This window comes from Streptomyces sp. SM1 (assembly GCF_002910825.1).
In the GTDB taxonomy this organism is placed as follows: Bacteria; Actinomycetota; Actinomycetes; order Streptomycetales; family Streptomycetaceae; genus Streptomyces; species Streptomyces okerensis.
In genome coordinates, this window is the sequence record NZ_NEUB01000834.1 from 1 (window position 1) to 21664 (window position 21664).

The 21664-nt window shown below is 70.5% G+C and carries 22 protein-coding genes and 2 pseudogenes; 19 read left to right on the forward strand and 5 right to left on the reverse strand.

Annotated elements, in window-relative coordinates:
• The first annotated feature begins 1108 nt into the window (after positions 1–1108).
• The 17 genes from B9S61_RS26545 to B9S61_RS26625 all read left to right on the forward strand — a co-directional run bounded on the left by B9S61_RS26545 (position 1109) and on the right by B9S61_RS26625 (position 16685).
• On the forward strand, positions 1109–1423 hold the full coding sequence (locus B9S61_RS26545; protein ID WP_258039860.1) for an SH3 domain-containing protein: 315 nt from the start codon (positions 1109–1111) through the stop codon (positions 1421–1423).
• Positions 1424–1674: 251 nt separating this feature from the next.
• Positions 1675–2031, forward strand: coding sequence for an SH3 domain-containing protein (locus tag B9S61_RS26550; protein ID WP_103544507.1), 357 nt, complete (start codon positions 1675–1677; stop codon positions 2029–2031).
• A gap of 200 nt (positions 2032–2231) precedes the next feature.
• Positions 2232–3512 carry an MFS transporter gene (locus B9S61_RS26555; RefSeq protein WP_103544508.1) on the forward strand — a complete coding sequence of 427 codons (1281 nt, stop codon included), beginning with the start codon at positions 2232–2234 and terminating at the stop codon, positions 3510–3512.
• A gap of 121 nt (positions 3513–3633) precedes the next feature.
• A complete protein-coding gene (locus B9S61_RS26560) occupies positions 3634–4803 on the forward strand; it encodes an MFS transporter (RefSeq protein ID WP_103544549.1) in 1170 nt (389 codons plus the stop codon).
• Positions 4800–5492, forward strand: a complete 693-nt coding sequence (locus B9S61_RS26565; protein WP_103544509.1) for an HAD family phosphatase — start codon at positions 4800–4802, stop codon at positions 5490–5492. Before B9S61_RS26560 ends, B9S61_RS26565 begins: the two co-directional genes overlap by 4 nt.
• A 70-nt stretch (positions 5493–5562) precedes the next feature.
• The gene (locus tag B9S61_RS26570) at positions 5563–6870 is read left to right on the forward strand and encodes an ATP-grasp domain-containing protein (protein WP_103544510.1); all 1308 of its coding nucleotides are present in this window, start codon (positions 5563–5565) and stop codon (positions 6868–6870) included.
• Positions 6871–6906: 36 nt separating this feature from the next.
• Positions 6907–8133, forward strand: coding sequence for a glutathione synthetase (locus tag B9S61_RS26575; RefSeq protein WP_103544511.1), 1227 nt, complete (start codon positions 6907–6909; stop codon positions 8131–8133).
• Positions 8130–8540 carry a hypothetical protein gene (locus tag B9S61_RS41070; protein WP_181007534.1) on the forward strand — a complete coding sequence of 137 codons (411 nt, stop codon included), beginning with the start codon at positions 8130–8132 and terminating at the stop codon, positions 8538–8540. The genes B9S61_RS26575 and B9S61_RS41070 overlap by 4 nt, the downstream gene beginning before the upstream one ends.
• A complete protein-coding gene (locus tag B9S61_RS26585; protein WP_103544513.1) occupies positions 8537–9739 on the forward strand; it encodes a histidine decarboxylase in 1203 nt (400 codons plus the stop codon). Before B9S61_RS41070 ends, B9S61_RS26585 begins: the two co-directional genes overlap by 4 nt.
• A 37-nt stretch (positions 9740–9776) precedes the next feature.
• Positions 9777–10412, forward strand: coding sequence for a DUF6875 domain-containing protein (locus B9S61_RS26590; RefSeq protein WP_103544514.1), 636 nt, complete (start codon positions 9777–9779; stop codon positions 10410–10412).
• A gap of 74 nt (positions 10413–10486) precedes the next feature.
• Complete coding sequence (locus B9S61_RS26595; protein WP_103544515.1) at positions 10487–10870, forward strand: hypothetical protein; 384 nt, start codon at positions 10487–10489, stop codon at positions 10868–10870.
• A 150-nt stretch (positions 10871–11020) separates the two neighbouring features.
• A complete protein-coding gene (locus B9S61_RS26600) occupies positions 11021–12190 on the forward strand; it encodes an MFS transporter (protein WP_258039861.1) in 1170 nt (389 codons plus the stop codon).
• A 47-nt stretch (positions 12191–12237) separates the two neighbouring features.
• Entirely contained in the window at positions 12238–13230 is a 993-nt protein-coding gene (egtD, locus tag B9S61_RS26605; RefSeq protein ID WP_103544517.1) for an L-histidine N(alpha)-methyltransferase, read from the forward strand.
• Between the two features lie 263 nt (positions 13231–13493).
• Positions 13494–14765, forward strand: a complete 1272-nt coding sequence (locus B9S61_RS26610) for an MFS transporter (protein ID WP_103544518.1) — start codon at positions 13494–13496, stop codon at positions 14763–14765.
• Complete coding sequence (gene trpA, locus B9S61_RS26615; RefSeq protein WP_103544519.1) at positions 14762–15601, forward strand: tryptophan synthase subunit alpha; 840 nt, start codon at positions 14762–14764, stop codon at positions 15599–15601. Before B9S61_RS26610 ends, trpA begins: the two co-directional genes overlap by 4 nt.
• Before the next feature lie 31 nt (positions 15602–15632).
• On the forward strand, positions 15633–16247 hold the full coding sequence (locus B9S61_RS26620; protein ID WP_103544520.1) for a hypothetical protein: 615 nt from the start codon (positions 15633–15635) through the stop codon (positions 16245–16247).
• Positions 16248–16382: 135 nt separating this feature from the next.
• The gene (locus B9S61_RS26625; RefSeq protein ID WP_181007535.1) at positions 16383–16685 is read left to right on the forward strand and encodes a hypothetical protein; all 303 of its coding nucleotides are present in this window, start codon (positions 16383–16385) and stop codon (positions 16683–16685) included.
• A 74-nt stretch (positions 16686–16759) separates the two neighbouring features.
• Here the strand turns inward: B9S61_RS26625 and B9S61_RS26630 are convergent, their stop codons facing one another.
• Positions 16760–17509 carry a transposase family protein gene (locus B9S61_RS26630; RefSeq protein ID WP_103544521.1) on the reverse strand — a complete coding sequence of 250 codons (750 nt, stop codon included), beginning with the start codon at positions 17507–17509 and terminating at the stop codon, positions 16760–16762.
• A gap of 159 nt (positions 17510–17668) precedes the next feature.
• A pseudogene (locus tag B9S61_RS26640) lies at positions 17669–17871 on the reverse strand (transposase family protein); the annotation flags it as partial.
• On the opposite strand from B9S61_RS26640, the pseudogene B9S61_RS26645 reads away from it, so the two are divergent.
• Together B9S61_RS26645 and B9S61_RS41075 are read left to right on the forward strand one after the other, a co-directional pair.
• Positions 17824–18048, forward strand: a pseudogene (locus B9S61_RS26645) (VOC family protein); the annotation flags it as partial. The pseudogenes B9S61_RS26640 and B9S61_RS26645 overlap by 48 nt on opposite strands.
• A gap of 132 nt (positions 18049–18180) precedes the next feature.
• On the forward strand, positions 18181–18450 hold the full coding sequence (locus tag B9S61_RS41075; RefSeq protein WP_181007546.1) for a hypothetical protein: 270 nt from the start codon (positions 18181–18183) through the stop codon (positions 18448–18450).
• A 218-nt stretch (positions 18451–18668) separates the two neighbouring features.
• Here the strand turns inward: B9S61_RS41075 and B9S61_RS26650 are convergent, their stop codons facing one another.
• From B9S61_RS26650 to B9S61_RS26660, 3 genes are all read right to left on the reverse strand, one after another.
• A complete protein-coding gene (locus B9S61_RS26650) occupies positions 18669–19481 on the reverse strand; it encodes a phosphotransferase family protein (protein ID WP_103544522.1) in 813 nt (270 codons plus the stop codon).
• A gap of 890 nt (positions 19482–20371) precedes the next feature.
• Entirely contained in the window at positions 20372–20881 is a 510-nt protein-coding gene (locus B9S61_RS26655) for a hypothetical protein (RefSeq protein WP_103544523.1), read from the reverse strand.
• 44 nt (positions 20882–20925) lie between these two features.
• A complete protein-coding gene (locus B9S61_RS26660; RefSeq protein WP_103544524.1) occupies positions 20926–21651 on the reverse strand; it encodes a hypothetical protein in 726 nt (241 codons plus the stop codon).
• Positions 21652–21664: the final 13 nt, after the last annotated feature.

The following is a 21664-nucleotide window of genomic DNA, read 5'->3' on the forward strand; positions in this document are numbered from 1 at the left end:
GCCCCCTCGGACTCCCGCTGTCCTCCGGACGACTTCACCATCGGCTTATATGTCCGGTCTCGTGCCTGATGCCAGGCGTGGTCAGAGCGGGTCTCTCCTGTTCCGGCCCAGACTGTGCACACGTGCCGCCCTCCCTACCCCGGAAGAACCCTGAAGGCTGACCCCGGAACAGGGCCTTCAGGACATGGCCTTCGCCCTGACATGAGGGGCTCGGCTTCTTCGCTGTAGATCTGACGAGGCTGCAAGGTTCGCTTCACGCTACGGCCCGCGCGCTTGCTCCCCCCAAAGGGGCTCTTGACATCCCGCTCAGCCCGCCGGATCTCTCCGACGGACCGGGACCTGCTACCGGGCACTCCGGTGTCTACCCGGACGGGACTTCCACCCGCGAGCCTGGACCAGCTTTCAGGACGCAACATGCACCGATCATAGGCACGCTCGGCGCGGTCCCCAGGTGGGTTGTCACATTACTCCCGGGCGTCGCCGCATAGACCCGTAACCGGTCCCGAGAGAGGTGTTATCCGCGCCCCCTCGGGCCGAGGGCAGGCGCCAGAAGAGGCGCACCTGGCGAAGAAGTTCAGGTCGGTCTTGTCGTCGCAGCCAGTACTGCAGATGTCCCGCGCAGTGGCGCTCATCGAGTCGCAGTCGATCGCCTATTGAATGGCATTCCAAGTCGTGTTTCAATAGAGCGCAATAGGCACTCGGTCCACTCTATACAAGGCGGGCAACATGTTCGGGCGCGACTCTTCCGCTGATTGCGGTGTGGTTGCGACCGTGCGTGCCTCCTCGGCGAGTCGAGTGCGAGTCTCCACTGCCGCGTCTCGCGCAGTCTCGCTTCGCCCGATTCCCATGGAGGCCATTCAGGTCGGAGCCACTGCCGCTGCATCCATTGCCTTGCGGCGCGATGCCATGACGACAACTCAGGCCTCGGTCGCACGCCGGAGGAAGGCCGCATAGAACCGCCGGCGCCTCGAACAGCCATGCCCACCGTCCATGCACTGACAGCGGCCCGTGCGGCCGGTGGGGCGTCTCGCCCCATCACCCATGTCACCCCATGAATTGAAGGGATCCCATGCGACTTCGTGCTCCCGCTCGAATTGCCGCCACGGCCATGCTTGCCCTGTCGGTGACCGCCGGCCTGGCCGCGACCACCGCCCCGGCCGCCACTGCGGCCGAGATGCCGTGCAAGCCGCGCGTCTACTACGAGATCAACACCAACGCGGTGAACTTCAGGACGGGGCCGTCGACCGCCTTCAAGTCCAAGGGCCTGCTCTACAAGGGCGACTGGGGCAAGAAGGTCGCCACCAAGGGCTCCTGGATCAAGCTCAAGCTCGGCCAGAAGTCCAGGACCGGGCTGGCCAAGAACACCACCGGCTGGGTCGCCAAGAAGTACGCCTACGACTGCGTCCCCATGCAGCTCGACTGAGCCGGCCGCGGCTCGCCGATCCACGCCGGGCAACTCAAGGCGTCATCAGGCAGACATACGCCCCGCATCACTCACCAACGCACCACTCCGCACCCCCACACAGCGCCCAGCACCGGACGCGCCTCTTCCCATGCCCGACAGGGCGGCCTCACGCCGCACTTCTGACGCAGGGGCCCCGACCAGTGGCTACGCCCTGGCCGGGGACGGGGCGACGCCGTGCCCCCTCCTCCCTTTCGGAAGGTTGTTTCCCGATGATCCGCAATCTCGCCCTCCGCTCGGTTGCGCCCGCCGCCCTCGCACTCGCGGCCGCTGCCACCCTGACCGTGGCCTCCGCTCCCGCCGCGCACGCCGTCGGTGAGAACAGCAAGTGCACCGTCAACTGGCCGAACTACGGCGCCACCGTGGCCAAGGCCGGCTGGAACTACCGCACAGGCCCATCCACCGCTTACGCCAGCCGCGGCCTCCTGTACCGGGGCGACAAGTTGACCGTGCTGTGCAGCCGCGGCAACTGGGACTACAGCCAGCTCACCCAGCGCTCCAAGTCCGGCATCCCCAAGGGGACCCGAGGCTGGGTGCGCGACGACGGCCTCTACCGGCTGGCCGGCTGACCGGCCCGGCCCGTCGCTTCCATCCCCTGGGGCGACATCCCCGCGTCCTTCCGGCGCGGGCGCTGGCCCGGCTGCTCAGTGGGGGCGTCGTCCGCCCACGGCGACGCCCCCACGCGCCGCCCTTCCCGTCCGGCGCCCGAACCAGCTGACGCCGGCCGCCCCACCAGGAACGTCTCGCCCCTGCTTTCCCCGGAGCGTCCGTGTCAGCCACCACCATGCCCGTCTCCACCGCCAAGGACGCCGAACCGTCCCGACCGCGGCCCTGGCCGCCAACGATCTGGGCACTGCTCGTCATCACCCTGGTGGCGCGCGGCTTCGGCTTCGCCTATCCCTTCCTCAGCTATCACCTCAAGGACCTGGGCTACACCACCGCCGCTGTCGGCCAGGCCCTCGCGGTCTTCGGCATCGGATGGCTCGTCGGCCAGCTGCTCACCGGCTGGGCCGCCGACCGGCTCGGCCGGCGCCGCACCCTCGTGGCCGCCATGCTCACAGCCGCCGTCTGCCTGCCCGTGATGTCCCAGGCACACGCGTTCGCCGCCGTGTGCACCGGAGCCCTGATCGCGGGCATCGTATACGACGCGCCGAGGCCGGTTGTCTCCGCGGCCATCGCCGACCTCATCGCCGACGACGGACAGCGCGCAGCCGTCAACGGCTGGCGCCACGGGGCCGTGAACATCGGCGCGGCGATCACCGGCGCGGTAGGCGGCCTGCTGGCCGGACAGCTTGGCTTCCCGGTGCTGTTCTGGTTCAACGCCGCCGCCTGCGCGGCCTGTGCCCTGTTCGCCCACCGCTACCTCGACGACGACACCCCGGCCGCCTCCGCCCGCCCCAGTGAGCCCGCCGCGCGCACCCCGCTGCGCTCGGCCGTGCGCGACGCCCGTCTGTGGCTGCTGTGGATGACCAGTGTGGCCGCCCTGACCTGCGCTGCCGGCATGTTCACCGTGCTGCCGCTGCTGATGGAGGACGACGGGCTCGCCGCCGACGCCTACGGATGGACACAGGTCGCCAACGCCGGCGCCGTCGTCGTGCTCACCCCGCTGCTCAACCCGTGGCTGCGGCGCCGCTGCGACGGGTCCCAGCCAGTCACCGGCCTGCTCGCCGTCGGATCGCTCCTGCTGGGCGCGGGCATGGGCAGCGCAGGCCTCGCCGACACCACGGCGGGCTACAGCCTCGCCGTGGCGGCGGCCGTCCCCGGGGAGATCGTCTTCTTCATCGCCGCCAACGACATCGTCACCAAGATCTCGCCCGTACACGCCCGTGGTCTGTACGCCGGGATCTGGGGTTCAACCCTCGCCGTCGCCGTGATCATCGCCCCGGTTCTCGCGGCCGTGTCCCTGACCTCGGGCGGTGGGGTTCTCGCCGCGCTTACCACCCTTGCCGCCGGTGCCATGGGCGCAGCCCTGTGCCTGCCGCTCGCGGGCCTCACCCAGCGCCGCACCGCCTCCCGTGTGACCGCCGTCCCTGTCCCCGCCGCTACCTGACCGCCGAACCGGAGAACCGGACCATGAGACACAGCACCACATGCCCGAACTCGTGGGCAGCACCGCACAGATGGCCTCCTGTTTCGACAGCCCGGCCCACGCCCGCGCCGGGGGCCGGCCGATGACTGCGATCGCTCCGGCCGAGCAGTCCGCACCGCCGACGGGCGACCGACGGCTGCTGCTCGGTGTCTTCGCCGTGATGGGCCTCGTCATGGCGGTCTGGGGCACGAGGATGCCCTCAGTGCAGAGGGTGGCCAACCTTGGGACGGGCCATCTGTCACTCGTTCTTCTCGGCGCCGCAGCCGGCATGGTCGCCGGGCTCCAGCTCGGCGGGCGCCTGGCCGACCGACACGGTCCCTCCCGACTGCTGGTCGTCCCCGCCGTCGTCTTCGGCCTCGCCCTGGCTCTCCTCGGCCAGTGCCGCACGCTGCCGACCCTGATCACGGCTGCCGTCGTCTTCGGCTTCGCACACGGGCTGCTTGACGTCGGCTGCAACGTATCTGCCGTTCACTGCGAGATCGCCTCCCAGCGGTCGATCATGTCCGGGCTGCACGCCGCCTACTCGATCGGTGCTCTGTGCGGGGCCGCGCTCGCAGCCGTGACCACCTGGATGTCCCACGAGGTGCTGTTCGCGATGGTCGGTGCCTTCACGGTGCTCGCCGCTGCCACCGCCGTTCCGGCCGTAGGAACGGCCACCTCCCTCGACCACGCACCCGAGCGTCCCGAAGCGGTTCCGGACGAGGCAAAGCCGGCGCAGACCTCCCACACCAAGGTGTGGCTGCTCGGTGCCCTGGCCGCTGCGTGCCTGCTAGCCGAGGGCGCCGCCGCCGACTGGTCGGCAGTGCACCTGCACTCCCTCAACAGCTCCGAGGCAACAGCGGCGGCCGCCTACGCCCTCTACAGCGCCGCCATGGCCGTAGGCCGGCTCGCGGGCGACCGGCTGACCGGCCGCTACGGAGCACCCGCCCTGGTACGCGCCGGCGCCACCCTCGCCGCCGCCGGACTCGGCGCTGCACTGATCGCCGGCAGCGCCCCGGCCGCCCTGCTCGGCTGGATGGCCCTCGGAGCCGGCCTGTCCACGGCCATGCCGGCCCTCATCACAGCCGCCGGACGGGGAGGACCACGCGCCGTGGGCACCGTCGCCACCATCGGCTACCTCGGCCTGCTCGCCGGACCGGCCGCCATCGGGGCGATCGCCTCGCTCACCAGCCTGACCACCGCGCTGGCCCTGCTCGTCGTTCTGACCGCGACCGTCGCTGTCGTCTCCCACCGAGCCCTGGAGTCCCGTTGACCTCTTCCCAGCCCACCACCCCCAGCGGCGCCGGCCTCGAGGCCGTGATCCTCGACTACAACGGGGTCATCGGCCGCCAGCCCGGCCCGCCCCAGTGGGCCCGGCTCGCCGAACTCGCGGGCTGGCACCCCCAGGAGACCCACGCCTTCCAACAGGCCTTCTGGCAGCGGCGGGAGCCCTACGACCAGGGCACCGCCACCACCCACACGTTCTGGAGCGGACTGCTGCGCAACGGGTGCACCGCGCCTGCGGGCAGCACCCTCCTGGCCGCCCTCGCAAGCGCCGACCTCGACATGTGGACCGCCACGGACCCCGCCGTGCTGGACCTCCTGCACACAGCCCACGCCACCGGGCTGCGCCTCGTACTCCTGTCCAACGCGCCCAAACCGCTGGCAAACGCCCTCGACGACGCCGAATGGTGCGCCACCTTGTTCAGCCGGACCGTCTACTCCGCCCGCATCGGAGTGAACAAGCCCCACAAACGGGCCTACGAGGCCGCGCTCGAGGCCGCCGGAATGCCCCACCCCGCAAAGACCCTGTTCGTCGACGACCGGCTGGACAACGTCGAAGCCGCCGAGCAGCTCGGCCTGCAGGGCCTGCACTACACCGGCGACCCGGCCGCACTCGCCCGCCGGCTTCCCCGGCCGCCCGCCGTCACACGCCCGGGCGTCCTCGCTACGAGCGCATGACCGCCCTCGCGACGCCGTCCCACCGGACCGGCACCCGCCGCATCCCGATCACCGAACCGGAGATCCGACCATGAGTCTGACCGCCCTGCGCCCCAACTCCCGTGCCGTGACAAGCACATGGCACTCCTCGGGATCACCGCTGCTCGTCCTCATCGGCGCTGGAAGCCGCATCTGGCGCGGATACGGACTGCAGCACATCGCCGCCCGCCACCGCGTCGCCCTCCTCGACGAGCAACCTCCCGCCTGGGCCAACGACCACGCGGCTGTCTCCATGGCCGTCGACCTGGCGGACACCGAGGCCGTCGCCCAGGCCGTTGCCGCGCTGGCCGCTGACCAGGGCGTTTCCGGGGTGCTCACCTATATGGAGCAGCACGTGGCCCTCACCGCCCGGATCGCGGAGCGGTTCATGCTGCCCGGCAACAACCCCAGCGCCGTCGAGGCCTGCCGGGACAAGTACCTCAGCCGCTCCCTGCTCGCCGCGGCCAACGTGCCCTCGGCCCGCTCCTACCTCGTCCCGGACGCCGAGACCGCCGTCGAGTACGCGGTTCTCCTCGGCGGTCCGGTCGTCCTCAAGCCGAGGTCGATGGGGGGCAGCGCCGGCGTCCGCCGGGCCGACACCCCCGACCAGGTCCGCGACGCCTTCCAAGCAGCCCGGAGTGCGTCCCTCTTCGGCCTGGAGCACACCGGGACGGCCGGCGTGCTGATCGAGGAGTACCTCGACGGCCCCGAGATCAGCGTCGAGTGCGTCGTCCTGGGACACGACACCGTCCACATCGCCGCCATCACCCGCAAGTACCTCGGTGACGAACCGGACTTCCAGGAGACCGGCCACCTCGTCGACTCATCCGACCCCCTGCTGGCCGACTCCCGGATCCGCCAAGTCGCCCTCGGTGCCCTGAGCACGGTCGGCATCACGAGCGGCGTCATGCACGTCGAGATGCGCCTGACCCACCAGGGCCCGCGCATCGTCGAGATCAACGCCCGGCTCGGCGGAGACCTCATCCCGCATCTGATCCACCTGGCCACCGGCCTCAACCTGCCGCAGATCGCGGCCGACCTCGCCGTCGGCGCCGACCCCGAACTGGCCCCCAGCCAGCACCAGAACGCCGCCGTCCGCTTCCTCTATCCGCCCGTCACCGGCCGCGTCACGGCAATGCACACCGGCATGTTCGCCGCCTGGCTCAACCGCTTCGAGTGGCTCGCCGCACCCGGCAGCCAGGTCAACGCCCCGCCCCGCGCCACGCTGCTGGACCGCCTGGCACTGGCCGTGGTCACCGGGCCCGACCCCGACACCTGCCACCGGCGACTGCAGCTGGTCGAAGAACGCAGCGGCATCCACATCCAGCCCGACACCGTCACCACCGCCTGCGTCGCCTGACACGGCCCGCCTCAACCCTCACAGGAGTCCCGCACCATGGCCCTCGCCGTACCCGTCCTCGCGGCGGCCTCGCCCGCCTACCGCACCGGCACCGCTGCCGTCGTCGCTCCCGCCGACGCCGGCGACCGCTACGTGCCCGCGCTGGCCCGGAACGGCTGGAACTCCGTCGCGGTCACCGAACCCGCTCACCATCCGGACGACAACACCGGCTACCTCCGGCACGTCACCCACCGCACGAGTCTGCGCCGCACCGCCGCCCACCTCGACCGCCTCGGAGTCCAAGCCGTCCTCGCCGGCTCACCAGCCGGTACCGAACTCGCCGACCTGCTCGCCGCCCGACTCCACCTGCCTGGCAACGCCCTCGACACCGCGGACATCCGCCGCGATGCCGGTCTCACCAGCGCCGCGCTACTCGACGCGGGTATCACCGCGCCCCGCAGCATCCGCACCGCACGCCTGGCCAACGCCCTGGAATGGGCCACCTACACACAGACAGCCGAACTCGTCCTTCAGCACCCCGACCCCACCCACCCTTCCTCCGTCTGCCGCACCGAAGACGACATCCGCTCCGCCTGGCACCGCCTCCACGACTCCAGCACCCAGCCGCTGGTCCTGCGCGAGCACCTCGCCGGCACCCACTACCGCATCCACACCCTCACCGGCCCCGGCCGCGACGGATCCACCGACCACAGCATCACCGCGATCTGGTCCGAGACCCGCACCGCCGACCAACAGGTATGCCGCGCCGACCTCCTGAGCCGCCGCGGGCTCCTGGCCCGCGCTCTCGCCCTGTACATGGTGCGCACGCTCACGGCCCTCGGCGTCCGCTACGGCCCCGCCCACACCACGGTCGCCTTCACCCCCGACCGCGGGCCCGCGCTGCTGTCCCTGCGCACTGCCCCTTACTCCGACTTCGCCGCCGACACGCCGCGTCAGGCCACCGGACACGACCCCATCCGTGACACCGCGCTGCTGCTCACTACCGGCCGCCGCCCCGAAGCCCGACGCCAAGTGCGCGCCCACGTCACGAAGATCGCCCTGCTGCCGTGGCGCAACGGCGTCCTGGACCAGGCGCTGCTGCGCACTATCACCACCCTCCCCACCGTCGCCGCCACCACCGCGCTCACCGCCCACACCCCGGTGCGCGCCCGCCAGATCACGGGATGGCTCCTCCTCGTCGCCGACGACAGCCGCGCCATCAACCAAGACCTCCAGGTCATCCGCTCCGCCGAGACCCTCGGCCTGTATGGGAGGCCGGCATGACACCACCGCCGTCGGCCTCACGGGTCCAGGCCGCTTGCCAGGGCCTCGGTTCCTTGTTCGCCCTGGTGGTCCTCGTCCCCCTGCCCGTCTGGAGCGCACCGCCGCCCGGGCGGACGCTGCCCGAACGCACCGACGAGGGACACAGCCTCCTCGCTGTGCGCTGGCACGGCCTCCAGGACATCGACGACGAGGTCCTCACTGCCCTGAACGAAGCCGCCGAACGGACACCCCACCCGCTCGTGACCCAGGCCAAACTCGCCCAGTACCAGGACTCGCTCCCCGACCACCTGCACCTGGTGGCCCTCCTGGCGAGCACCGTCCTCGGCCCCTGGGCACAGAACCCCGACACCCGCGCCCGGCAGGCCGCAACCAGCGCTCCGGCACAGCACACCGGAGGCCACCTGTGACCGACACCGCGACGACCAGCACGGCCCCGGACACCGTGCCGGAGATCCCGGAACTGCTCATCGAAGACGCTCCCGCCGACACGGCCGCGGACACCGCCAGGCTGCTGGACCTCACCAGCGCGCTGCGCAGCGAAGCCCCGCGCATCCTCGGCTTCCCCGGAAACCTCGCCTTCGACTTCAGCGACCTCGGCCCCGCTCTGGCCGTCCTGACCAACAACGTCGGCGATCCCACCAGCGGCGACGCAAGCGGCGTCCACACCAAGGCCTATGAACAAGCCGTAGTCCGCTTCCTGGCGCAGACCGCCGGCGCCCGGCCCGATGACGTCTACGGCTACGTCACCACCGGCGGCACCGAGGGCATCCTCTTCGGCCTGGCCACCGCGCGCCGGCACCTTCCGCACGCCCATGTATACGCCTCCGACCAAGCGCACTACAGCGTTGCCAAGGCCGCCGACCTCCTCGGGCTACGGCTCGTCACCCTGCCCAGCAACGACGACGGCACTCTGGACCCCGAGTCGTTGAAGCTTGCCTCCTTCTTCCACCGCCGCGTGAACCCGCACGGCGGCCGCGGCCCGGGCGCCATCGTCGTCGCCACGATCGGTACCACCATGTGCGGCGCCTACGACGACGTCACCGAGCTCCGCAAGTGGGCCACAGCCTCGGGCGACGTCTACATCCACGCTGACGCCGCCTCCGGTGGACCGATCGCGGCCCACGCCCCCTCCGCCCCGCGCTGGAACTTCACACATGGCGCCGACTCGATCTCCATCAGCGGCCACAAGATCATCGGCGCCCCCGTGCCCTGCGGCGTCGTCCTCGCCCGCAAGAACCTCATCGACGAGCCGGTCATCGCCAGCGAGTACACGAAGGCCTCCGCACGGACCCTGGGCTGCTCCCGCAGCGGACTGGCCGCGCTCCTGCTCTGGTCCGCGCTGCGCCGTCTGGGCCACTCCGGACTGCGCGCCCACATCCTGCGCTGCCTGGAAACCGCCCAGTACGCCGTCGACCAGCTCACGCGTGCCGGAGTCCGCCCCACCCGCACCGCCGACTCCCTCACCGTCTGCTTCGACCGCCCCGCCGACTGGGTCGTCCACAAGTGGCACCTCGCGTGCGAGGGCTCCACCGCCCACCTGATCACCGCTGGCCACGTCACGCGCACCGCCATCGACGATCTCTGCCGCGACCTGAGTACGCCCTGACCAGCTCACCCACGGTCGCCATACGGGAGACACGCTCATGCTGCTGACCACACCGACCATCGCCCAGCGCGCCATGATCAACACCTGGTTCGACACCTACATCACGCGCGCGCACCCCTTGCTCGGCCGTGACGGCGCCGTCTGCCCGTACGTCACCGCAGCCCGCCACCAAGGCGTCGTCCACGTCCGATCGGCCCCCGCACGCCCGGCCAGCGACTCGCTCCCCCGGGACCGTTTACTCACCACCACAGCCGCAGCCCGGACCTGGCTGCAATCCGTGCTCGGCTCCGCACTCGACGAGTTCGAGCACCACCCCTGGCCTCCCCGCGCCCGACAGCTGCACTCCCTCGTCGTTGTGCTCGAGGACCTCGCTCCAGAGCACTGGGGCGAACTCGACCGCGCCCACGAAGAGATGAAGACCGATGTGATGCGGCGCGGCCTGATGGCCGGCCAGTTCCACCCGAACTGCCCGGCCCCGGCGGCCCACAACCCGTCCTTCGCGGTCAACCGCGCCCCCGCACCGCTCATCGTGATCCGCCGCATGGCCCGCCATGACTACCTCTTCGCCGAGGACCCGCAGCACATCCGGGCCTACGAACGCCACTTCCGCTCGACAGACAGGTCCTCGCAACCCTCGAGGCCGCCGCCGACCGGGCACCCCGCCCACCCGTGACCGCAGCCGAACTCGCCCACCACCAGGACTCGCACCCCGACCGCTGACACCCTCCGCCCGAAAGGACTCGCTCCATGCGCATCGTCCGCACCCTCCAGCGCACCGCGCCCCTCGCCATAGGAGGCGCCCTCGCCGTCGTGCTCGCCACGACGCCGGCCTCCGCCAGTTCCGGCTGGGTCACCTCCAACGGCGGCGGCGCCGAAGGGATCTACAACTCCTACAACGGCTGGGTCTACGCCTGCGACATCAAGACCGACGGCTACAAGGCCGTGACCCAGGTCTTCGGCTTCGGCGACCGTCTGCTCGTCAGCGTCCAGGACACCCTGAACAACGGCCGGTGTTCCTGGAAGACGCCGACCCTCTTCGAAGGGACGCACAAGATCCGGGCCTGTGTGATGAAGACGAGCAAGGCCCGGACGAAGTGCGGCCCCAAGCGCGAGTTCTACGTGGGCACCTGACCCACCCGGCCCGGCCCCGAGCCCAGGCCACCAGCCCCCGGGGCCGGAGCATCCGCGGCCCCCGCGCCGATTCGTCCGTCCTCAGGAGCCCCTGTGCATACCGTCCCCGCAAAGGCCGACAGGCCACTGTCCGCTGCCACTTATCGCAGCGTGCTGCGGGTCCCCCATGCCTCCCGGCTGCTGATCGGCACCCTCATCGGCCGCCTGCCGTCGGGAATGGCCCCACTCGCCATCGTCCTGGTCGGCACGCACACCGTCGGCCTGCGGGCAGGGAGCGCACTGGCGGCCCTGTACTTGCTGGCCAACGCCGTGGGCGGGCCCCTGCTCGGCCGCCTGGTCGACCGGCAGGGGCAGACGCGCGTGCTGACAGCGAGCGCCGCCGCTGCGGCCGCCGGCCTCCTCCTGCTCACGGCGGGCGGCTCCTCATGGTGGGTCGCGCTTGCGGCGGTGACCCTGGCCGGACTGGCCAAGCCACCGCTGGACGCGTCACTGCGAGCCCTCTGGGGTCCGCTTATGCCGGATCGCGAGCACGAGCGGGTCGCGGTCGCGCTCGACGCTGCACTACAAGAGCTTATCTACATCACAGGCCCGCTGCTGGTCGCCAGCCTGGCCTACATGCTGTCGGCCCGCTGGGCCCTGCTGGCGACAGCGGCTCTTGGACTCACCGGCACTCTCCTGGTCGTCACCGCGCTCCCTTCGCGGTCGTGGACGGCCACGCCGCGCCGGGCGGACTGGCTCGGCCCGCTGCGATCTCACTCGCTGCGGGTCCTCTACCTGGCCATGCTGTTCGTCGGGATCCCGATGGGCGTCCTGACCCCGCTCGCCGTCACGTTCGCAGACCGGCTCCACCACGCCGGGCTGTCGGGCGCACTGCCCGCCTCGGTCTCGGCCGGTGCCCTGGTCGGCGGACTCCTGTACGGGGCACGCTCGCTGCCCGGCTCGACATCCGTGCACCTGGTGGTGCTCAGCGCCGGGTTCGCCACGGGCTGGATCCCCCTGCTGGCCGCCGCCAACGCTTCTCTCGCCGTCGCGGCCTGCCTGATCCCCGGACTCTTCATGGCCCCGTTGCTCAGCGCGGCCTACTTCCTCACCATCCGATTGGCGCCGGCCGGCACCGTCACCGAGGCCAGCGCGTTGCTGGTCGCCGCTTTGGACATCGGATGCGCGATGGGCAGTGCAGCCTCGGGCCTCTTCTTCGCTCAAGCTCTCCTGCCGGCGGGAGGCGCTGCCGCCCTCGTCGTGCTCTGCGCCCTCCGTGGACGGAGACGCCCTCGAGTCCTGCCCGCAGGCATGACCGAACCCCGGCAGGCGACCACATGAACACCGTCCCGTCCCGCGCCTTCCCTCCTGCTCGAAGGGCTTCCCCGATGACTGCTCCCGCTCGCCCGCTCACGACGTCGCCTGCACCCGATCACCTCGACGAACTGTGCGCGGCCGTCGTGCGAGGGTTCGGGACGTCCCCGAAACAGCTCTCGCCGAAGTGGTTGTATGACGCGGACGGATGCGCCCTGTTCGACGAGATCACCCGGCTCGACGAGTACTACCCGTTCCGGACGGAGCAGGCGATCCTCGCCGACTCCTGCACAACCATCGCATGGCTCACCTGTGCCAAGACCCTGATCGAACTGGGCTCCGGTTCCTGCTCGGACAAGACGCGTCTGATGCTCGACGCGCTGGCCGGACAGCTCACCACGTATGTACCGGTCGACGTGAGCTCCAGCGCACTGGAGCAGGCCTCCGCCTCCATCGCAGCGCAGTATCCACAACTGGCGGTGAAACCTCTCCTCGCCGACTTCACCGCCCCGTTGGACCTTCCGCCGACCGACGGGCCACGGCTGGTCGCCTTCCTCGGCGGGACCTTCGGCAACCTGCTCCCGCCCGATCAGGCGGTGTTCCTGAGCGCCCTCGGCTCCCGTCTGACCCCCGGCGACCGCCTGCTCCTCGGCGTCGATCTGGTCAAGGACCCGGCCGTCATCGTTGCCGCCTACAACGACGCGGCCGGTGTGACGGCCGCCTTCAATCTCGGTCTTCTGCGACGCCTCAACCGGGAGCTGGACGCCGACTTCGACCTCGACGCCTTCGAGCACGTGGCCGTCTGGGACGCGGACCACGAGTGGATCGAAATGCGGCTGCGCTCCCGTCGCGACCAGACCGTCACCCTGCGCGGCGCCGACCTGGTGGTGCCCTTCACGGCTGGTGAGGAGCTGCGCACTGAGATCTCGGCCAAGTTCCGCCCCCGTGGGCTGGCTGCCCAGCTCAACGCCGCGGGCCTGGAGCTGAGCCACTGGTGGACCGACCCCAGCCACCTCTACGGGCTGGCCATGATCGCACGCGCCGACGACGTCCCACAGGCGGCGTGATGCCCGTCCCCGCCGCTGTCTTGCAGGCCTCGGCCCGGTTTCAGGCCTCCCGTTCCAACCGAAGGACGATGATGCGCACCACCGACGGCTCAGCGCGCGATACACCCCGTTCGGCTCCTGGGCGCCGGCTCCCGCCCCTGTCGCGAGTTCCTGCTCGAGCGGGCCTCGGCCGCGCACCCGGTCCTGTTCACCAGCGCCGGGCCACAGGCTTCCGAGGCGGACTGCCGCGGGATGCGCGAGGGGCTGGAGCGGGGAGCGCGTGCATGAGCATGGTCGAGACGCCTCCCGCTCACATCGGACGCACCGCGCCCGCTCGCCGGCTCGAACAGCGGCAACCCGTGCACTGGGGCGCCGTGCTGCGGTTGCCGTACGCCGCCAGGCTACTGGCCGCCACACTCGTCAGCCGACTGCCGCTGGGCATGACGCCGGTCGCGCTGCTGATGGCCGCGCGGGCGAACGGCCACGGATACGGCGCCGGGGCAGCGCTCACCTCTCTGTACGGACTCGGGGTAGCCGTCGGGCAGCCGCTGCTTGGCCGTCTGGTCGACCGGAGGGGACAGACCCTCATGCTCCTGGGCGGCTCCATCCTGTCGGCCGCCGCGCTCTTCGTCCTTGCGGCCGCCGAAACGGCAAATCTGCTGATCGCGGCCATAGCCGTCGTCGTTGCCGGGGTAACGGCCCCGCCGAGTGAGGGGGCCCTGCGGGCCATGTGGCCCGCTCTCACTCCCACGCCGCAGCACCTGCGTGCGGCTCTGGCCCTCGACAGCGGATGTCAGGAACTCGTCTACGTCGCCGGCCCCCTCGCCGCCGCTGCTGCCGCGTCCGTGGCGCTGCCCGGGCTCGCCTTTGCCCTGGCCGCCTGCCTCGGCTTGGGAGGGGCCCTCATTGTCGCGGCGTCGGCTCCCTCACGCACATGGCGGCCCGCACCGGTTCGCTGCGGGCCGCTCGGTGCTCTGCACTCGAACGGCATGCGGTGGATGCTGCTCGTCCTCACCGCAGTCGGCGCGACACTCGGCGAGCTGTCGGTGGCCGCCCTGACGGCGAGCGAGCGTCATACCACTGAGTGGCTGGCGGGCGCTCTGCCGGCCGGAGTATCGGTCGGGGCCCTTTTGGGCACAGCCGCGTGGACCGCTCTGCCGCTGCCAGCTCCCCTCGGCCGACAACTCGCCCTGGGCAGCGCACTGTTCGCGGCCGCCTGGGTGCCGCTATGCCTCGACCCGCCCCCGTATGCCGCACTCGTCCTGGCAGTGCCGCCCGGCATGGCCTTCGGAGCGTTGCTGACCTGCGCTTATCAAGTGGTCACCGAGCTGGCCCCGCCCGGCACGCTCGTCGAGGCGTACGGCTGGCTCATCGCCGCCTTCGGGCTGGGCCAGGCCCTGGGCACGGCGGCCGCCGGATTGTTCGCGGGCCCATGGATCCTTCCGGTCGCCACGGCCACGCTCGCCCTCCTTCTCTGCGTCCCGGTCTGTCAGCGCCTCGCGCTCCGCACGGAAACCGGCCGGTCCCTCCACCCGTCGCCCGAGAGGCCGTCATGACCAACTCCACGTCGCCGTCCTGGCCGCCCGCCGACCGCCTCGACCGGGCCCTTGCCGTCAGCCACGCGAAGGGGCGGGCCGCGCTCGGCCTCTACCTGCCACTCGGCTACCCCACCCGCACAGCCAGCCTGGACGCGCTGCATTCGATGGCCCAGTCCGCCGACGTGCTGGAGATCGGCGTCCCGCACGCCGACCCGGTCATGGACGGCCCCCTGATCCGGGAAGCCTCCGCCCAGGCACTGGCCGCTGGCTTCCAGATGCACGATGTCTTCACGGCCACATCCGAACTGACTGCGTCCACACCTGCCGCGCTGCTGGTCATGTCGTACTGGGCCCCGATCGCGCAGTACGGCATCGAGCCCTTTGCGCGTCGGCTGGCCGCTGCGGGCGGCGCGGGGGTACTCATCCCTGACCTTCCCCCGCCAGCGGCGGAGGCATGGAGAGCAGCAGCAGCCTCGGCCGGCCTGCACACCATCCCCCTCATCCAGTCCCGCGCCTCCACGGCGCAACTGGCGGCGATCGGCGCTTCCCACAGCGGCATGGTCTACGCCCCCGCGACCCCCGGCCTCACGGGCTCCCAACACCCGCTCAGCCCCGACCTGCCGAGGCTGGTCCACCGCCTGCGCACCACAACCCACCTGCCGGTCGCGGTCGGCATCGGCATCAGCACACCGGGCCAGGCCGCACAGGCGGCGGCGTACGCGGACGCCGTCGTGGTCGGCTCGGCTGTCATCCGGCGCATGCGAGACGAGCCCAACACGCCCGCCACCGCCGCCGACGAGATCGCTCGCGACTTCGCCGCCGGAGTCCGCCGCGCCCGGTGCTCCGCAGCCTGACCCGTCCCCAGTTCCTGAAGGAGGAACCACCATGCCCCATTCCTCGACCTCGAGCCCGCGCCACCTGACCGTGCTCGCCGTCGGCGTCACCACAGCCATCACCCTCACCGCCTGCGGCGCACACTCGGACACCGGCGCGACCAGGGAGAAATCTGCCTCGACGACCAGCGCGGGCAAAGAGAAGACGACGTTCAAGCTGGGTGAGGCCAGCCCGGTCCAAGAGAGCCAGATGCAGCGCTCCCGAGGGGCCACCTACACGGTCACGCCCACCAAGGTGGTCGTCGGCAGCAAGGCCGACATGGACAACTCCGGGCTTGAGCAGGAAAAGGAAGACGGCCCCCAGGTGCCCGTGTACGTCTGGTCGACGCTCACCCACAAGAGCGGCAAGCCGATGGCGCTGGGCGACATGGATGACGATCTGGTTGTCAAAACGGATACAGGCCAGCGCACCCGCGCCCTCATCGTGCTGCTCGGCCAGGCGCAGTGGCCCAACTGCCCGGCGTTCGACTCCGACAAGAAGCTCGCCGCAGGCCAGTCGCAGCGCATTTGCACCGCCTTCCTCATCCCACAGGGCCAGAAGGCCGCCGCAGTCCAGCTCAGCCAGGGCTTCTACAGCAAGCCCCTGGAGTGGCCCGTGAAGAGCTGACCGGACGCCGCTCCAACCGCCCTCACCGCGAGAGCGGACGCGGGGACCGTCCGACCGCCGCCCCCACAGCACTGATACCCGCCCGCCGGAGCGGAGCACACCTTCCCCCGCTCGATTCCACCAGGAGTGATCCAGATGCCCTCCCCCCAACAGCACCCGTTCCCACCCCGTATGCGTGCCGGTGCCGCAGCCCTGGGCGCAGCGGCGGCGCTGTGTCTCACCGCCTGTGGACCAGGCTCGGACACCGGCTCGGCCCCCACCGCGAGCGCGAGCCCCGCTCCGAAGGGGGTCGTCGACCATAAGACTGCCGGGTCCATCCTCGACCACTACCAGGAGATCAACAACAAGGCGAACAAGACGCGCGACGCGAGCCTCCTCGCCACCGTGGAAACCGGCCAGCTCTACGCCCGCAGCAAGGCCGACTATGAGCAGTTGTAGGTTCGCATTTCCGATGTCCCGTTCTCGTTGACGGTGGCCTTTTTCTGGCCCAAGGGACAGGGCAGTGAGCGTTTTCAGCGTTGCTTCTCCAGGGTGAGGACGGCCTTGGTGATGACGCTCATGCGGTTGGGGCTGATGCGGGATCTGCGGAAGATCTGCCAGGACTTCAGCCGTGCCATGCCGCGTTCGACAGGTGCCCGGGCCGCGGACAGGGCCCGGTTCTCGGTCCGCTCGGTGAGGGTGAGTCCACCGCCTGGGGGGCGGCGTTTGGCGGTGGTGACCCAGTCGCCCGCACCGATGTAGGCCATGTCGGCGAGGATCGGGACGCCTTGGCGCGCGCAGATCCGGAGGATCTGGTGGATGCGGGCGGCCGTCAGATCGTGGGTGCGGCCAGGCAACGCCGGCGACAGCCACAGAATCTCGCCGGCCGGGTCCGTGACGACCTGCACGTTCACCCCGTGCCGCTTGTGTTTCGAGGAGTAGTCGGCCCTGCCGTCGCCAACGCGGTCGCACTCTGCGAGCGTGCCGTCCAGGAGAACGAAGTCCGGGTCGTGCGCGCGCAGCGTCTTGAGTAGGCCCGGGGCCTGCTCGGCGAGCAGACCGATGACCGCGGTGACGTAGGCGTGGGCGGTACCGATGGATATCCCGAAGGCTCTGGCGATACGGGCGAGGGTGTCGTGGCGACGCAGGTACACGAGTGCGACCAGCGCACGGCGGTGCGGCGGGAGTTTGCACCGCCGGTCACCCTCACGGGTGACGATGAGCATCGTGACCCACTCGACCAAGGCGTGAGGCAGGTCGAGTGCGGCAGGATAGGGAACCAACAGGGCTCCTGTGCTGCTGAGTTGAGACGTCGAATACCTCCCTCAACGGCACGGGAGCCCTGTCCGTTGCGCGCCCCGACCTCACACTGCCCCGTCACTCGATCAGTGGCCACACTGAAAACGCTCAGTGAGACGAACTCCTGTCTGGTCGTTCGCCGGGGAGACCCAGATCGGCCAGCCGTCGGGGGCGGAGATGACCTGGACGTTGCCGCCGTAGTGCTTGTGCTTCCCGGACCACCAGAGGTCGGCGCCGTTGGGGCCGGGGCGGCGACGCGGTCGGTACGGATGACGGTGCCGTCCAGGTTGAGATAGGTATGGCCAGCGGCCGTCGCCCGTTCCAGCGCGGTGGACAGATCCGGGGCGTGGACCGGCTTCACCTCGACGTCAGCCCGATCGACGGAAGCACCGAGGACGAGGTGACCAGACTGCTCGGCCTCGGCGCCACCAGGACGGATGTGGGCCAGGGCTCAGACCGAAACTGGGTGGTCGTGGCAGATCCCGAGGTCAACGAGTTCGACGTCCTACGCACCCTGGCACCACAACTAGGCCGCGAGCGGGCACCCGCACCCCGTCACACACCGCAACCGTCACATTGCCGAGAAGACCTCATTGATGCGGACTGCCCGCGGCATAGCTTTAGCCCTGCTGCACCGACTGACCAGGGATCGCGCATGACAGCCCTCTCCCCGCCGCGCCCCGCCACCCACCCGCACTACCGCAATCTCACCGGCCGCGGACGGGCGTACCGGGCATGGCCCGTCCGCCAGGCCCCGCGCACACCGCCGGACGCCCTGAAGCCGCGTTTCTCCCACGCCGCCGCGCTGCCGCCCCGCCTCGTGCTGCGGGCTCCGCGGCCCAGTTCCACCCCGTTCACGGAGCCCGCCCGCCCACGAGCCGGTCACGGCTCCTGTCACCGCCGCTGCGAGGCCGGCGGGCAGTGACTGGCTCAGCAGCTCCTTCAGCACAGCGCGGCGGCGATCTTCTTGAACGTCAGCAGGGGCTTGCCGCTGCGGGTGCTGGTGGAGCGGGCGGCCAGCAGCAGGGCGGCCTCCGGGGTTCCTAGCTGCTTCGGTTTTCGTCATCGGGCTTCATTGTTTCTCAACTACCCTCCCTTGCAACTGCGTTGTCGGTGATGGCTGCCGAATCGCGTGTTGGCTGCTCAGTGGGTCATGCGGAAGGGAGTCCACGGGGCCTCGGCGCCTTCGCGAAGGCCGTGCAGACGGAGGCGGACCTGTTCTGCGAGACCGGGGCTGCTGTCGAGGACCGGCAGGACAGCAGTGAGGACCTTGAGTTCCCGCAGCCGGCGGAGAACGGGCCAGCCAGACCAGGTCCGTATGTCGGCGCCGTAGAGCTGGCACAGGAGGTCGTAGTCGGCTATGGGGCGTCGGTACCGGATGCAGGCCACCAGCTCCGGGATGAGATCCCACTCGGCGGGGCCGCGGCACAAGGAGTCCAGGTCGCACAACACGGGGTCGCCATGGGGGCCGCGGAGCAGGTTTCCGATGTAGGCGTCTCCGTGGATGACACCACCCCGGTGTGGGAGTGGGTAGGTGAGATCCCGGAGCTGCTCGTCGAGTTCGTGGACGCTGTCGCCGAGCCACGCCTGGTCCCCGGGAGGGAGGATCGACGAGTCGGCCAGGCGTTCGCGCATCTCCCGGATGGGCTCCCACTGGGGAAGGCCGAACTCCGGCGTGGGCAGGGCGTGCAACTGGAGCAGTGGGCCAGCGAGTTCGTAGGCACGCGGCGTCGGGCGGCCGTCTTGCGGCAGGTAGAGCCAGAACGTGGCGATGTGGTCGGTTTCGTTGATGAGTAGCGGCTGAGGGATCTCGGGCAGCAGACGGACGGCGGGGAAGTCGACGGCTTCGAGCCAGCGCGCGACCTGAACGAGACGTTCGGTGTCCGCCAGGAGAGTGGCAGACGGGGCGATACGGACGATGACCGGATCGCCGGGGATCTTGAAGAGCGCGTTCATCGTGACATGGATCAACTCCGGTTTATTTGTCTGCGGCAATCCGGCGTGCTGGCACGCGAGTTGGACCGTGCGGTTGAGTCGGTGTTGGGCGAAGGGGCCACGAGACGTCGCCAAGGGAGCCACCCGCCCATTTCACCGGCCGGTCGCGCGGGGCAGCAAGATGCTCTCTCTGTAAGCGGTCACCTCATCGATGGCCGCCCGCCCGATGGGGGCGTCGCCGAACCGCCCGCGCAAAAGGTTAAGGACCCGAGCGCAGCGGACGTTGACGCTTGCGACGCGCAGGTGAGGTGGCAGCCCATCATTGCCGCTGGCACTGACAGCGCCTATTTCCGGTCGGGATCTATCCCGGTGGCCGGTTTGTGGTGCATGGTGTGCGGACGGCCCCTCACCCCCAGGTGGAGGCCCCTCGGGCCCTGCCGCTCCCCCCCGTGGCGGCGGGGCCCGCCGCGCCTCCCGGCTCCCCACGGGAGGCCTCGCGGCTGCCCGCGCGCGCCGGCCTCTCGCGGGTACGGGGCCACGGCGTCACAGGTCGCCGGTATCCAGCCCGAGGTCGGTCATGGGCTGGGTGGTGGTGACGACGTCGACAGGGTGGGTGCGGGAGTAGGCAGTGAGCGCCAGGGACAGCTTCGGTTCACTCGCGGAACGCGCGCGAACGACGACGCGATCCCGACGGGGCCCGGGTCAGGACGATGGCCGGCGACCGAGGCAGGAGCCCGGGCACCGTGTCGGCCGCGAAGAACAGGTTCGTCTCCTTCACCAGGTGCCGGTCGGGTCCGTGCAGGTCGCACAGCGCACACACCAGCTGGTGCCAGCCCAGCCCGCTCAGCCCGGCCTCGTGCAGGCTCGGCGGGAACTGCTGCCGGAAGGGCTCGCATGGTTCGTCCCCTCATTCATCCGTGCTTGCCGAGAGTGGGCAGTCCACCCGAGATCGTTCGGACGCTGCGTCCGCGCCGGGAGGATCGTTTGGCCAGCAGCAGTTGGCGGGCCATCGTGCTCCACTGTGCGGCGTCGTCTTGGTTCCCCGCGGCTCTCTGCTCGCGGCCGGCCGCGAGCATGGCGGCTCGGGTCTTCCCGTACAGCGGCTCCGCGATCGAGGACACGGCTCCGCTGATTCGGACCGCACCTTCCCAACCCCGCTGGCAGAGCACCAGACGGTGGTCCGCGCCGTCCTCCGCCAGGCGCACGGCGTACAGGCCGGCACGACTGTTGCCGAGCGAGATCTTCCCGAGCTGTATCAGGAGTTCCGGAGAGCACGGCAGCAGGACTTGATCCGTTGTGGTGCCGCGTGCGGGCGCTAGCGACACGAGGTCGAGACGCTCGCCTTCCCATCGAACCCACATGCCGAGCGTGGGCCAGGCGATGGCAGGGTCGAGCGCGGGGTGTTGCGCCCTCGCGTCCATGCGAGGGTCTCCCGGTCCTTGAGCTCTGTCTCGCGACTGATCGGTCATGACGCGTTCGGTCGCTGGCCGAGCCAGAAGGCGGCGACGGAGGGCTGGTCGATACCGGCGGTCGAGCCGTCGTGAGCAAGGAACTCGGTCGGAGCGATGTAGCCGTCGCCCGGATCGAGGCGGATGCGCAGGCAGCGCAGCGGGTGTCCTGCGGTGACGTACCGGCGGATGTCCTCGGTGTGGGGGTGGTGCCGGTCCGGGTCGGCGTGGAGCGTGCGGCAGATCTGCTGAATGTCGTGGTCGCCGATGAGCAGGTAGCGCGGGCCAGGGCCGAGATTGAGGCAGAGCCGTCGGCGACCCTGGTGGCGTCGGGCGTACGGCAGTCGGTCGAAGTTGTCGACGTGCAGTCCGATCCGGCGACCGGTGGTGGAGTCCTCTGTGGTGGTGGTCCAGTGGCCGGGGCTGGCGGCGCAGCCCAGGAGGGTGGTGGGCCAGTGGCCGTTGAGGGGGTCGAGGCGGGCGGCGGTTTCGAGGCGGCCGGCCAAGTCGTCGGAATCGAGGTCCGGCAGCGGTCGGTGTACGAGTTCGATCCGGATGCTGTCCGGCACCGAGTCATCGGCACGATGCTGCTCGGCGTCGGCCGCGGTGATCGATTTCCAGTTCTCGTCGGGAACGATAGCGCCGTCGTCGTAATCGGACTCGCTGGTGGTCTGCCGGACCGGTGCGGTGTCGCACCGGCCGCGTAGGTCGTCGAAGGAGTGGAATACGAGCTGTGGGCCCATGGCCGTGCCTCCC